This is a genomic window from Sphingomonas sp. Leaf30, assembly GCF_001422525.1.
In the GTDB taxonomy this organism is placed as follows: Bacteria; Pseudomonadota; Alphaproteobacteria; order Sphingomonadales; family Sphingomonadaceae; genus Sphingomonas; species Sphingomonas aerolata.
The window spans coordinates 629,906-642,648 of the sequence record NZ_LMKZ01000018.1; the positions used below are offsets into that span (position 1 = coordinate 629,906).

Here is a 12,743-nt window from a genome sequence, read left to right on the forward strand (position 1 = left end):
TCCAGTGTTGGGACCGGCATGAACAGCCGGACCCGGAATATGGGGACGGCTAGTAGATTCCGCCCTGTCTTTGCAAGAAATCGCTGTCGCGCGGAGCCTCTGCCTTGGGGGCGGCGGTCGGCGCGGTGGTGGTGGTGGGGGCGGGGCCCGCACGGCGCGCGGCACGCCGCGGTTCGCTTTCGGGCTTGAACGCTTCCCAGATGACGCCCGGCTTGGGATCATCGGTGTTCGGCCATGTCCCATAGACCGGGCGGCCGCTCCCCCGGTCGATCCGGACCATCCGGATGCCCGCGGGTGCGCGGAATGGCAGCTTGGGCAGATCGGCATAGGCCTTGACCGCGAACTGTTTGAAGATCGGCGCCGCCAGCGTGCCGCCCTGCGCTGCGCTGCCAAGGTTCCGCGGCGTATCGAAGCCGATATACAGCCCGCCGACATATTGCGGGGTTCCGCCGATGAACCAGACGTCGGTCGGGCCATTGTTCGTGCCCGTCTTGCCGAACATCGGCCGATCGAGATCACGCAGCGTCACGGCGGTGCCGCGCTGCACCACGCCTTCGGTGATGTGGACCATCTGATAGGCGGTCATCGCGTTGAGCACCTGGCGCTGGCGCGCGACCGGACGCGGCATCGACTTGCCGTCCCAGTCGGGGGCGTTGCACCGGTCGCAGGCGCGCCATTTCTCGGGCCAGATTACCTTGCCGTGCCGATCCTGGACGAAGTCGATCAGCGACGGCGGCCCGCCTTTGCCGTTGTTCGCGAGGATCGAATAGGCGTTGACCATCCGCCCCACGGTGGTTTCGCCGGCGCCCAGCGCGAAGGAGAGATAAGGCGCGTAATCGCCGACGCCCATCTTCTTGATGGTGGCAACGACCTTGGGCATGCCGGTCTGCGCGGCGGCGCGGACCGTCATCAGGTTGCGCGACTGTTCTATGCCCCAGCGCATCGTGTGCGGCCCGGCGCCGCGCGAATTGCCGAAGTTGCGGAAGCACTTTTGCCCCAGTCGCGCGCCCTGATAGACGCAGAACGGCCCGTCGACGATGATCGAGGCGGGCGTCATCCCGTTGTCGAGCGCGGCGGAATAGACGATCGGCTTGATCGTCGATCCGGGCTGGCGCATCGCCTGGGTCGCGCGGTTGAACGCCTGGAGCCGGTCGTCGAAGCCGCCCTGCATCGCCAGCACGCGGCCGCTGGCAGGCTCCTCGACGACGAACGCACCCGAAACCTTGGGGATTGCCCGGAGCGCGAACTCGCCGCCTTCAGGCGCGACCGCGATGATGTCGCCGGTCTTGATCGCCCCGAACGCATTGCCGCCCTTGCCGCGCACCGCCATCTGCGCGGCATAGCGCGGCAGCGTGCCGGTCTTGCCGGTGCGGAAGCCGAGGTTCCAGCTATTGCCGTCCTTGCCGGTCACGATCGCCGCGACCCAGTTGCGGTAATCGAGCGCGATATTGCTGTTGAGCAGCGGCTGGAGCCAGTTGTCGTCCTCGATCTCGACATGGCGGATCGGCCCGTTCCAGCCGCGCCCGCTGTCAAAGCGGACCAGGCCATCACGCAAGGCCTGCTGCGCCAGATCCTGCAACCGCGTGTCGAACGAGGTCCGCACCCAAAGGCCGCCCGAATAGACGCTGTAAGGGCCGTCCTTCGCGCTTTCGCCGAACTTGGCCATCAGCTGGCGGCGGACTTCCTCGACGAAATAGCCGCCGACGCTTTCAAACCGCGGCGTGCGTCGCAGCACGACGCCGAGCGGTTCGGCGTTCGCCGCATCGAACTGCGCGCGGGTGATGAACCCGTTCTCGAGCATCCGGTCGAGCACATAGTTACGCCGCGTCATTGCGCGGTCGTGATAGCGCACGGGATCGTAATTCGACGGACCCTTGGGCAGGATCGCGAGATAGGCGATCTGTGCGAGATCGAGCTGGTCGAGGTCCTTGTCGAAATAGGCGTGGCTGGCGGCTTCGACGCCGAACGCGTTCCGGCCAAGCGCGATCTGGTTCAGATAGAGTTCGAGGATCTGCGGCTTGGTCAGCGTATCCTCGATCTTATACGCCAGCACCGCTTCGCGAAGCTTGCGCGTCGGCGAATATTCGTTGCCGATCAGAAGGTTCTTGGCGACCTGCTGCGTGATCGTCGATCCGCCGCGGGCGCGTCGGCCGCTGCCGATCTTCGAGACATAGTCAAAGACCGCGCCGGCGAGCCCCGGAAAGTCGACGCCGTGATGCTCGAAGAACGACTTGTCCTCCGCCGCCAGGAACGCATTGATCAGCATCGGCGGATATTCGGCGAAGCTGAGCTCGACGCGACGTTCGCGCGCATAGCTGTGGATCGGCGCCCCATCGATCCCGCGCACATTGGTCGGCAAGGGCGGTTCGTAGGTGCGCAGCGTATCGACCGAAGGAAGGTCGCGGACGACGATCAGCCAGAAGCCGAACAGCGCGATCAGCCCGAGGCCGAACAACGCGAGCGCCGCCTTGGTCCAGCGGCTCGCCCAGACGCGCGCGACACTGCCGCGCAGCCTGTCGGTGGTCCGGCGGGTCGCCGTCGAGGAGTTTGGGGAAGGATCGGACGCCATATTTGTGCCCCGCGTCTAGCAGGTTCGCGCGTCCTTGCCAGCCGCGTTCGGCGGGGTGGGGGCTGGACACGACGGTCGCGGTGGTGCGCGGACCCCTGAAAAGCGGTTGCGCCACGATCGATCTGTGGCAGCAGGCGGCGATGACCCCGCCGCCGCTTCCGATCCTTGCCGTCCTGCCCGACCTGCTCGCTGCGCTGCGTGCGCGGTCCTCCGCCGTGCTTGTCGCGCCGCCGGGCGCGGGCAAGACGACGGCGGTCGCGCCTGCGCTGCTCGCGGAAGCCTGGTGCACCGGCGAGATCCTGCTGCTCTCACCCCGGCGCCTCGCCGCGCGTGCCGCGGCGGAGCGCATGGCGGCGACGGCGGGCGAGCCGGTCGGCCGGACCTATGGCTATGCGACGCGGATGGACAGCAAGCGATCCGCGGCGACGCGCGTGACGGTCGTCACCGAGGGCATCTTCGTCGCGCGGATCCAGTCCGATCCAGAACTGGCGGGGGTGTCCGCGGTGCTGTTCGACGAGGTGCACGAACGCAGCCTCGACGGCGATTTCGGGCTCGCGCTCGCCCTCGATGTGCAGGCGGGCTTCCGTCCCGACCTGCGGCTGGTCGCGATGTCGGCGACGCTCGACGGGGCGCGGTTCGCAGCGGTGATGGACGACGCGCCGGTGATCGAGAGCGAGGGGCGGAGCTATCCGCTGACGCTGCGGCATATCGGTCGCGCGGCCGAGGCGCGGATCGAGGATGGCATGGCGGCGGCGATCCGCCGCGCGCTTGGCGAGGAGCAGGGCGGCGTGCTTGCCTTCCTGCCCGGCGTCGCGGAGATCGAACGGACCGCAGACCGGCTCGCGAACCTGCCCGACGACATCGTGGTGCACGAACTCCATGGCAGCCTCGATCCGGCCGCGCAGCGTGCGGCAATCCTTCCCGAACCCGATGGCCGTCGCAAGGTCGTGCTGGCGACCAGCATCGCCGAGACCAGCCTGACGCTCGACGGGATCCGGATCGTCATCGACTCCGGTCTCGCGCGGCGTCCGCGTTACGATCGCGCGGCGGGCATGACCCGCCTCGTCACCGAACGCGCGAGCCAGGCCGCGGTCACGCAGCGGGCCGGCCGGGCCGCGCGTCTGGGCCCAGGCACCGCCTACCGGTTGTGGGAAGAGGCCGCGACCGCGGGGCTGCCGCGCTATGATCCCCCCGAAATCCTCGAGGCTGATCTGTCCGCGCTGGTGCTCGCCTGTGCCTTGTGGGGTGTCGCCGACCCCCGCGACCTGCGCTGGATCGATGCGCCGCCCGCTGCGGCGATCGACGAGGCGCTGCGCCGGCTGGCGACGCTTGAGGCGATCGACGCGGACGGTCGCCCGACGCCGCATGGCCGCGCGATCGCGAAGCTGCCGATGCCGCCGCGCCTTGCCCATATGCTGTTGCGCGCCGGGGAGCGGGGGCTGGCCGAGGTCGCCGCGCAGGTCGCGGTGCTGCTCGGCGAGCGTGGGATCGGCGGCCAGGATGTCGATGTCGAAACCCGTCTGCGCCGCTGGAAGACCGAACGTGGCGTGAAGGCGCAGGCCGCGCGCGGGATGGCCGAGCGGTGGGCCCGCCTCGCGCCGTCGCCCGGAGTCCTCTCACAGCCAGACGGGGGCGTCGCCACTTGCATCGCGCTTGGCTATCCCGACCGCGTCGCCCGGCGGCGTGATCCGTCCGGCGAAACCTGGGCATCGGTTGGCGGGCGCGGGTTCCGGCTCGATCCGACGTCGCCGCTGGCGCGTGCGGAGTGGCTTGCAGTGGCCGACACGCAGGGGGCCGCGGCGGGCGCGCGGATTTTGTCTGCGGCGGTGATCGATCAGGCGACGGTCGAGGCGCTGTTCGCCGATCGGATCGAATCGCGCCGCACGGTCAGCTTCGACCCAGCGACCGGCGGCATTCAGGCGCTGCGAGACCGGCGGCTCGGGGCGATCCGGCTGTCGAGCGGTCCGGACAGCGGCGCTGATCCCGACGCGATCCTCGCTGCGCTGCTGGAGGCGGTTCGCGAGCACGGTCTTTCGCTGCTGCCGTGGAGCGACGGCGGGCAGGCGTTGCGCGACCGCGCCGCCTATGCAGGCGTGCCGCTCGACGATGCGGCGTTGCTCGACCGTCTGGACGAATGGCTCGCGCCGCTGCTCGTCGGAAAGCGCCGACTCGATGCGATCGCCCCGGGGGCACTCGTCGAGGCGTTGCGCAACCTGCTCGGCTGGGATGCGATGCAGACGATCAACCGCCTCGCGCCGCCCGATTTCACGAGTCCCGCGGGCAGCACGCACGCGATCGACTATGCCGCCGAGGGAGGGCCGCGTGTCGAGCTGCGCGTCCAGGCGCTGTTCGGGCTCGGCGTGCACCCGACCATCGGCGAAGCGCGCGTCCCACTGGTGCTGAGCCTCACGTCACCGGCGGGACGCCCGATCCAGACGACGCGCGATCTGCCCGGTTTCTGGGCGGGAAGCTGGGTCGCGGTCGCCAAGGAAATGCGCGGTCGCTACCCCAAGCATCCCTGGCCCGACGATCCCGCCGCTGCGTCGGCGACGCTGCGCACGAAAAAGGCGGATGCAAGGGGCGCAACTTCGCGATAAGGGGAGCCCATGCCAACCGCCCGTATCTTCCAGCGCCCCAAGAACGCCATGCAGTCCGGCAAGCACCGGACCGACAGCTGGCAGCTCGAATTCGAACCCTCGGAGCCCAAGCGCCCCGACCCGCTGACCGGCTGGGCCGGCAGCGGCGACACGCGCGACCAGCTCCGCCTGTTCTTCCCGACCGCCGAGGCCGCGATCGCGCATTGCGAGCGTGAGGGGTTCGGCTACACGGTCGTACCGGCGCCGCAGAAGACGCTGAAGCTGCAGAGCTACGCGGACAACTTCAAATAAGCGACTACCCGACGCCGTTCCGGCAACGGCGTTAAAATCGGCTGAGCGCGAGCGTCGCTAGAGGATCGATCCCGCGAGGATCAGCAGCATCTTCGCGTCGATCGCGACGCCCGCCTCGCGCTTCGTCGCGATGAAGGCGGGAATGTCGGCGAGCGGTACGCGGTGCACGGTGATGTTCTCGTCACCATCGCCGCCGCCATCGCCGACCTTGGTCAGGCCGGTCGCACGAACCAGGGTGAAGCATTCGGACGTCATCCCCGGCGACGAATAGAAAAGCCCCAGATCCTCGATCGCAGCCGCGCGGTAGCCGGTTTCCTCCTCGAGCTCGCGCCCGGCGGCGACCGCGACGCTCTCGCCCGCGGTCTCGTCACCCACCAACCCGGCGGGCAGTTCGAGGCAGGCGCGGCCCAGCGGTACGCGAAACTGTTCGACCAGGATGACGTTGCCGGCGTCGATCGCGACGATCACGGCCGCGGCGATCTGCCCGCGACGTTCCGCATATTCCCAGGTGCCTTCAGTCTGCACGGTCAGGAACTTGCCCGCCCATACGGTCGTGCTCATAATTCGATCAGCCTGTCGGGAAGTTCGTTGATCGCCGCACCGGTTCGCGGGAAATGCTCGGCGAGTACCGTGCCGATCTGCGCGACGGCATCGGCCATGCCGTCTGCCGGCCGGTCGTCGCGCACCGCGGTGAGCACGGCCGCCATCGCCGCGCCCCAGATCTCGTTCGGCACGCGCGAATGGATGCCCGAGTCCGCGACGATCTCCGCGCGGTGTTCGGCAAGCGACAGGTACAGCAACACGCCGGTCGCGCCGCGCGTGCGCTTTTCCGCGCCCGCCCGGAACAGCATCACTGCACGCCGGCGCACCCTGCGCGATTTCGTTGCGCCTGGCGTCAGCGCGAGCCGTAGCGCGGGGATGGTGAGCAGCAGGCGCATGCCCAGGAACACCAGCGTCATCAGGACGAGCGCGATCGCGAACAACGCGCCCTGTGGTGCCGACTGCGCCCACGGGTCGACGAGCCGCGCATAGATCTGGTCGGCCGCCAGCGGGTGCAGCGCGAGCACCGCAAGGCTCAGCAGCATGGCAAGCACGGACCATTGCAGCGAGACGTCGTGATAGGCGTCGGACTGGCGCGCGACGATCGTGACGATCTCGCCCGTCGTCGTGGTTTCGGCCTGCGTAACGGCGGCGGTGACGCGGCCGTGATCGGCTTCGCTCAATCGCATGTCACCAACTCCCCGATGCGCCGCCGCCGCCGGCAGAGCCGCCGCCGCCGCCGCCAAAACCGCCGCCCATCCAGCCACCGCCGCCGCTGTCGCCGCCACCGCCGCCCCAGCTGCTGCCACCGCCGCCGCCGCGCCGTGACATCTCGTTGGCGATGCTCCACAACACGATCGGCAGTGTCCCGTTGCCGCCGCCACCGCTTGAATAGCGGGTGCCACCGGCACGCCGCGAGATCATCGGAATGACGATCGCGGCGGCCACGATCCCGAAGATGATCAGCCCGATCGGCACGCCGCCACCGTTGCCGGACGGCGCGCGGCGATGCGTCTTGTCATATTCGGCCGCCGCCGCGCCGACTTTCGTGCGGGCCTCTGCGTCGGGCAAAGCGAGCTGGTCCGCGACCGCATTCGTGCCCGCGACGATCCCGCCGGTCATGTCGCCGGCCTTGAAGCGCGGCAGGATCTGCTGGTTGATCACGACGCTCGAAAACGCATCGGTCAGGACCGGTTCCAGCCCATAGCCGACCTCGATCCGCACCTTGCGGTCGTTCGGCGCGACGAGCAGGATCGCACCGTTATTGGCGTCCTTCAGCCCGACCCCCCAGTTCCGCAGCAGGCGATAGCCATAATCCTCGATCGGATAGCCCTGCAGATCGGCGATGGTCGCGACGACCAGCTGGTTGCCGGTCGCTTTTTGGAGATCGTCGAGTCGTTTCGTGAGCGCCGCTTCCTGCTCGGGCGGGATCACGTTTGCCGCGTCGACGACGAAGCCGGTAAATTTCGGGAAAGTCTGGGCGCCTGCGGTGCCGCTGCCGAGCAGCACCGCGAAGAGGAGCGCCGCGAGGACGCGGATCATGCCGCCGGCCCCGCGATCAGCTCGCGTTGCCGAAATTCACCGTCGGCGCCGTCTCGGCCCCCGGCGTGGTCGCGGCAAACGGCACCATCGGCTTTGCGCCATAGAAGATCTTCGCGCCGACCGCGTCGGGGAAGGTGCGGATCTTGGTGTTATAAGCCTGGACCGCGCCGTTATAGTCGCGCCGTGCGATCGTGATGCGGTTCTCGGTGCCTTCGAGCTGGCTCATCAGCGTGGTGTAATTGGCCTGGCTCTTGAGCTCGGGATAGGCTTCCTGCAGTCGCTGCAGCGACAGCCCGACGGCACCCTGCACGCGCGAGAACTGCTCGATCTTCGCAGGGTCGGTCAGGTCGTCGCCCGAGACCTGCACCGTGCTCGCCGCGGCGCGCGCCTGCGTCACCTCGACCAGGATGCTCTTTTCCTGCGCGCCGGCCGCCTTGACCGTCGCGACGAGGTTGGGGATCAGGTCGGCGCGGCGCTGATAGTCGTTCTGGACATCGGCCCAGCGCGCCTTCACATTTTCCTCGGCGGTCGGGATGCTGTTGATCCCGCAGCCGCCAAGCGTCGCCGCGAGCGCAACGACGGCGGATCCGCGAAGAATCTGGGCATAGGACGACATCGGGGCTCTCCTGCTGGTCTGTATCACCCCCATAGGACAGCGGACCGGCTTGGCGAAACCGAAATCGATGGCTAGCGTGCGGGGGACTGGAAAAGGGGGCGCAAATGCTCAAGGAATTCAAAGCGTTCATCATGCGCGGCAACGTGCTTGATCTGGCTATTGCGGTGATCATCGGGGCGGCGTTCAGCAAGATCGTCACCTCGCTGACCGACGACGTGCTGATGCCGGTGATCGGCAAGATTTTCGGAGGGCTCGACTTTTCGAGCTATTTCTGGCGGATGGGGCCTGTCCCCGCAAACTATGTCGGGTCGCTCAGCGACTATGCGGCGTTGAAGAAGGCGGGGGTGCCGTTGCTCGGCTATGGCGCGTTCGCGACGCAGCTCGTCAACTTCGTGATCGTCGCCTTCATCATCTTCATGATCCTGCGCGTCGTGAACCGCGCGGCGGCGCTGATCGAGCGTGAAACCGCGCGGCTCAAGCGTGAAGAAGAGGCGACTCCGGTCGCGCCGGCGCCCGAGCCGGTCGAGATCGCGCTGCTGCGGGAGATCCGCGACGAGCTCAAGGCACGCGGCTGAACGTCCTGCCCCCCTTCCCCCGGGGGGAGGGGGAGATCAGGCTGCGGCCAGATCCTCGGCGTTGGCATCCGCCAGGCTCGTGCCGTCGAGGATCCGCGCAGTCTCGTCGCGGACGCGCATCATCGCAAAGCGGATCGCGCAGTCTGCCTCGCTCTTGCAGTCGAGGCAGGGCCGATAGGCCGTGCGGCTGACGCAGGGCACCAGCGCGAGCGGACCCTCGATGATCCGGATGATCTCGCCGAGCGAGATCAGGTGGCTGGGGCGCGACAGGCGATAGCCGCCCATCTTGCCGCGATGGCTGTGCAGCAAGCCGGACTCGCGCAGGTCCGCAAGGATCAGCTCGAGAAACTTGCGCGGGACATTGGCTTCGGCCGCGATGCGGGTCATCGGGATCGGTGGACCACCGACCGGGGCGCCGCCAAGGAAGATCATCGCGCGAAGCGCGTAGCGAGAGCGCTGCGTCAACATAATACAGATTTCTATGCACGCGGTTTGTGGCGAGCGAAAGGCCGCAAAGGGCAAAATCACGGGCTTTTAATCGGCCGACCGCCGCTCTATATCGCAAGCGTCATCGGGGGAATTCTCTCTTGGTGACTATGGCGATAAACCGTGGCGTGTCATAGACACAGCGGACCCGGGGGCAGTACCCGGCGACTCCACCACCGCCCTCTTCGCGAGAGGGGGACGATGACGGGGTCGAACTAGGATCGACGTGTGTTCAACGACGCTATGTTTCGCTCGGAATGGGACCACCGCAACGGCCCATACACAAGTGCCAACGATAACGAAGCACTCGCAATTGCCGCATAACTGACGGTCTAACGACCTAAGTTATACGGACGAAAGCGCGGTTCGGGCCACACCGGGCAACAGAAGTGGAAACCGGCGGTACGGGGGGCACCGAGCAACAGAAGCTCCCCACTCAAATTCTACTCAAGCGCGTGCCCGCCGTTAGGCGGCAAGTTGCGCGACCAGCTTGTCGAGCCGCTGGCTGAACCCGACGATGCCGATCAGCAGCTGGACGAGGGTCAGCATTCCCGCGCCCCACCAATAGGCTAGGTGCACCCGCCCGCGCAGTTGCGCATCGAACAGCATCGCAGCCCCCAGATAGACCATGGTGGCGACGAATATCGCCCATGTGCCGGACGGGCCCATGAGCGGCATCGGCAGAATGCGCCCCAGCGCCGGCGACATGATCAGAATCGTCGCGCACAGCATCAGGCGCTTGTGCCAGTCGGACCGGTGTCTCAGCTGGATCGCCCAGCCCGCCAGGATCGCAAAGCCGATGATCTGAAGATCGAGCGCGAGGAAAAGGCCCGGCGTGAAGAAGGGCGGGACGCGGTTTAGCCGGACGGCCATGACCGTCGTCGCGACGCCCACCACGACCATGACCGGGACCAGACATGCGGTCGCGACGCCCAGTCGCCGGTGCATCGCGATCGATCCCCGGTCGACCAGCCAGTTCTGCGCGACGTAGAGGATGATCCAGCCGAAGAAAACGGCAGCGTGCAGATGGACCTGGGCGGGAAGCCCGACGATGTTCCAGTCCGTCCGCTGCAGGTCCAGCCCGAACCCCGCGAAGACGGTGACCGCGATGATCGCAGCCAGCATGAGATAGAAACGCCGCTCGACGGTGATCGCCGACACGCTGGTCGCCAAGGTTGCCATGATGCCCCCGCATCTCTGCTGCCTTGGCCGAGAATGCGCATGCAGGCTGGACCCCGCAAGCCGATAGCAGCGTGTCCGGCCGTCATTCTCGTACAAATTGTAGAACGCGGATCCCGCGGCAGCGCGCCGCCGGCTTCCGCAATCGTGATCGCCACGAAAAAGGGGATCCGGTTTCCCGGATCCCCTTTCGCTAGTTGCCCGTCGGCAAGATCGCTTAGTCGCGATCGCCCGTCAGGAACGCCGGAGCGAACTCGGGGGCCTTGTCGCCGTCCGAACGCTCGGCGCGGGGAGCGCGTTCGCCGCCCTGGCCACCGCCGTCGCGACGCGGGCCACGGCCACCGCCGTTGCCGCCATCACGACCGCCATCGCCGTCACGACGCGGGCCACGGGGACCACGATCACCGCCGCCGCCTTCGCCGCGCGGGCCACGACCGCCACCGCCGTTACCGGCGTCACGACCACCATCGCCATCGCGACGCGGACCGCGCGGACCACGGTCACCGCCTTCGCGCGGCTCACGGGCAGGACGCGTGTCCTCCAGCTCTTCGCCGGTCGTCTGATCGACGACGCGCATCGACAGGCGAACCTTGCCGCGCGGATCGATCTCGAGGACCTTGACCTTGACTTCCTGGCCTTCGCTCAGCGCATCCGAGACCTTCTCGACGCGCTCGTTCTTGATTTCGGACACGTGGACGAGACCGTCCTTGCCACCCATGAAGTTCACGAACGCACCGAAGTCCACGAGGTTGACGACCTTGCCGTCATAGACCTTGCCGACTTCGGCTTCCTCGACGAGGCCCTTGATCCACTTGATCGCGGCTTCGATCTGCGCGGGGTCGGACGACGACACCTTGATCACGCCCTCGTCGTCGATGTCGACCTTGGCGCCGGTCTGCGCGACGATCTCGCGGATCACCTTGCCGCCGGTGCCGATGACTTCACGGATCTTCGACTTCTCGATCGTGAAGGTCTCGATACGCGGTGCGTGTGCCGACAGCTCCTCACGCGTATGGTCGAGCGCCTTGGCCATTTCGCCCAGGATGTGCGCGCGGCCTTCCTTGGCCTGTGCCAGCGCCTTGCCCATGATCTCTTCGGTGATGCCGGCGATCTTGATGTCCATCTGCATCGTGGTGATGCCCTCGGACGTGCCAGCCACCTTGAAGTCCATGTCGCCGAGGTGATCCTCGTCGCCCAGGATGTCCGACAGAACCGCGAAGTTCTTGCCCTCGAGGATCAGGCCCATCGCGATGCCCGACACCGGACGCTTCAGCGGAACGCCCGCATCCATCATCGACAGCGAACCGCCGCAGACCGTCGCCATCGACGACGAGCCGTTCGACTCGGTGATGTCCGACAATACGCGGATCGTGTACGGGAACTCTTCCTTCGACGGCAGCACCGGATGCAGCGCGCGCCAGGCGAGCTTGCCGTGGCCGACTTCGCGGCGACCCGGCGCACCGAAGCGACCGACTTCACCGACCGAGTAGGGCGGGAAGTTGTAGTGCAGCATGAAGTTTTCGTACGACAGACCGTTGAGGCCGTCGATCATCTGCTCTGCGTCGCGCGTGCCGAGCGTGGTGGTGCAGATCGACTGCGTCTCGCCGCGCGTGAACAGCGCCGAGCCGTGCGTCCGCGGAAGGAAGTGGACCATCGCTTCGATCGGACGGATCTGCGTGGTGGTGCGGCCGTCGATGCGGGTGCCGTCCTTGAGGATGGCGCCGCGGACGATCTCCGCCTCCAGCTTCTTCATCAGCTTGCCGGCCGCCATCTGGTCCTGCGGGGTCGCATCGGCAAAGGCGGTCTTGCCCTTGGCGCGTGCGGCGTTCAGCAGGTCCGAACGCTTGGACTTGTCGGTCACCTTGTAGGCAGCCGCAATGTCCTTGCCGATCAGCTTCTTCAGCTTGTCCTTGGCGGTCGACAGGTCGGCCTGCTCGGCCATTTCCCAAGGATCCTTGGCAGCCTGCTCGGCCAGATCGATGATCAGGTTGGCGGCTTCGCGGCAAGCCTTGTGCGCGAACTGGACCGCGCCGAGCATGATCTCTTCCGAGAGCTCCTTGGCTTCCGATTCGACCATCATCACGGCCTGGCCGGTGGCGGCGACGACGAGGTCGAGGTCACCCGCCTTGGCTTCGTCGAGCGTCGGGTTGAGGATGTACGCGCCATCGACATAGCCGACGCGTGCTGCGCCGATCGGGCCCATGAACGGCACGCCCGAGATCGTCAGCGCAGCCGACGCCGCGACCATCGCGAGGATGTCCGGCTCGTTCTCGCCGTCATACGACAGAACCTGGCAGATCACGTTGATCTCGTTGTAGAAACCCTCTGGGAAGAGGGGACGGATCGGG

Annotated in this window: 11 protein-coding genes and 1 other RNA gene; 4 read left to right on the forward strand and 8 right to left on the reverse strand. The window is 67.3% G+C overall.

All coding sequences use genetic code 11. The features are described from left to right. Positions 1-49: 49 nt before the first annotated feature. Positions 50-2,569, reverse strand: a complete 2,520-nt coding sequence (locus tag ASE89_RS16620; RefSeq protein WP_056679950.1) for a penicillin-binding protein 1A — start codon at positions 2,567-2,569, stop codon at positions 50-52. 140 nt (positions 2,570-2,709) lie between these two features. Here ASE89_RS16620 and hrpB point away from each other — a divergent pair, with 140 nt between their 5' ends. Together hrpB and ASE89_RS16630 are read left to right on the forward strand one after the other, a co-directional pair. After that, positions 2,710-5,166 carry an ATP-dependent helicase HrpB gene (hrpB, locus tag ASE89_RS16625; protein ID WP_056680812.1) on the forward strand — a complete coding sequence of 819 codons (2,457 nt, stop codon included), beginning with the start codon at positions 2,710-2,712 and terminating at the stop codon, positions 5,164-5,166. Between the two features lie 9 nt (positions 5,167-5,175). Beyond that, the gene (locus ASE89_RS16630) at positions 5,176-5,457 is read left to right on the forward strand and encodes an ETC complex I subunit (protein ID WP_031440756.1); all 282 of its coding nucleotides are present in this window, start codon (positions 5,176-5,178) and stop codon (positions 5,455-5,457) included. 57 nt (positions 5,458-5,514) lie between these two features. On the opposite strand, the gene ASE89_RS16635 is transcribed toward ASE89_RS16630, so the two are convergent. From ASE89_RS16635 to ASE89_RS16650, 4 genes are read right to left on the reverse strand one after another with little or no spacing between them, the layout of a single operon-like run. Beyond that, positions 5,515-6,018, reverse strand: a complete 504-nt coding sequence (locus tag ASE89_RS16635; RefSeq protein WP_197979516.1) for an NUDIX hydrolase — start codon at positions 6,016-6,018, stop codon at positions 5,515-5,517. Next, positions 6,015-6,686 (reverse strand): TPM domain-containing protein, encoded by a 672-nt coding sequence (locus ASE89_RS16640; RefSeq protein ID WP_037530049.1) that lies wholly within the window; start codon positions 6,684-6,686, stop codon positions 6,015-6,017. Before ASE89_RS16640 ends, ASE89_RS16635 begins: the two co-directional genes overlap by 4 nt. Before the next feature lies 1 nt (position 6,687). Then, positions 6,688-7,539: a TPM domain-containing protein gene (locus ASE89_RS16645; protein WP_056679953.1), complete on the reverse strand. Its 852-nt coding sequence runs from the start codon at positions 7,537-7,539 to the stop codon at positions 6,688-6,690. Positions 7,540-7,555: 16 nt separating this feature from the next. After that, entirely contained in the window at positions 7,556-8,155 is a 600-nt protein-coding gene (locus ASE89_RS16650; RefSeq protein WP_031394860.1) for a LemA family protein, read from the reverse strand. Positions 8,156-8,259: 104 nt separating this feature from the next. Here ASE89_RS16650 and mscL point away from each other — a divergent pair, with 104 nt between their 5' ends. Next, positions 8,260-8,730 carry a large conductance mechanosensitive channel protein MscL gene (gene mscL, locus ASE89_RS16655; protein ID WP_056679956.1) on the forward strand — a complete coding sequence of 157 codons (471 nt, stop codon included), beginning with the start codon at positions 8,260-8,262 and terminating at the stop codon, positions 8,728-8,730. Between the two features lie 36 nt (positions 8,731-8,766). Here the strand turns inward: mscL and ASE89_RS16660 are convergent, their stop codons facing one another. After that, positions 8,767-9,198, reverse strand: a complete 432-nt coding sequence (locus tag ASE89_RS16660) for an RrF2 family transcriptional regulator (RefSeq protein WP_031394858.1) — start codon at positions 9,196-9,198, stop codon at positions 8,767-8,769. A 60-nt stretch (positions 9,199-9,258) separates the two neighbouring features. Here ASE89_RS16660 and ssrA point away from each other — a divergent pair. Next, positions 9,259-9,614: a transfer-messenger RNA gene (gene ssrA, locus ASE89_RS20030) on the forward strand. Between the two features lie 67 nt (positions 9,615-9,681). On the opposite strand, the gene ASE89_RS16665 is transcribed toward ssrA, so the two are convergent. Both ASE89_RS16665 and pnp read right to left on the reverse strand, forming a co-directional pair. Further along, a complete protein-coding gene (locus ASE89_RS16665; RefSeq protein ID WP_056679958.1) occupies positions 9,682-10,398 on the reverse strand; it encodes a hypothetical protein in 717 nt (238 codons plus the stop codon). A 214-nt stretch (positions 10,399-10,612) separates the two neighbouring features. Then, a partial coding sequence (gene pnp, locus ASE89_RS16670) for a polyribonucleotide nucleotidyltransferase (protein WP_236701840.1) occupies positions 10,613-12,743 on the reverse strand: 2,131 nt, incomplete at its 5' end.

What these genes read in the sequence shown, in the direction of transcription:
- ASE89_RS16650 (WP_031394860.1), bottom strand. Translation starts at nt 8,155, where the DNA reads ATGTCGTCCTATGCCCAGATTCTTCGCGGATCCGCCGTCGTTGCGCTC.
- mscL (WP_056679956.1), top strand. Translation starts at nt 8,260, where the DNA reads ATGCTCAAGGAATTCAAAGCGTTCATCATGCGCGGCAACGTGCTTGAT.
- ASE89_RS16660 (WP_031394858.1), bottom strand. Translation starts at nt 9,198, where the DNA reads ATGTTGACGCAGCGCTCTCGCTACGCGCTTCGCGCGATGATCTTCCTT.
- ASE89_RS16620 (WP_056679950.1), bottom strand. Translation starts at nt 2,569, where the DNA reads ATGGCGTCCGATCCTTCCCCAAACTCCTCGACGGCGACCCGCCGGACC.
- ASE89_RS16640 (WP_037530049.1), bottom strand. Translation starts at nt 6,686, where the DNA reads ATGCGATTGAGCGAAGCCGATCACGGCCGCGTCACCGCCGCCGTTACG.
- hrpB (WP_056680812.1), top strand. Translation starts at nt 2,710, where the DNA reads ATGACCCCGCCGCCGCTTCCGATCCTTGCCGTCCTGCCCGACCTGCTC.
- ASE89_RS16635 (WP_197979516.1), bottom strand. Translation starts at nt 6,018, where the DNA reads ATGAGCACGACCGTATGGGCGGGCAAGTTCCTGACCGTGCAGACTGAA.
- ASE89_RS16665 (WP_056679958.1), bottom strand. Translation starts at nt 10,398, where the DNA reads ATGGCAACCTTGGCGACCAGCGTGTCGGCGATCACCGTCGAGCGGCGT.
- ASE89_RS16630 (WP_031440756.1), top strand. Translation starts at nt 5,176, where the DNA reads ATGCCAACCGCCCGTATCTTCCAGCGCCCCAAGAACGCCATGCAGTCC.
- ASE89_RS16645 (WP_056679953.1), bottom strand. Translation starts at nt 7,539, where the DNA reads ATGATCCGCGTCCTCGCGGCGCTCCTCTTCGCGGTGCTGCTCGGCAGC.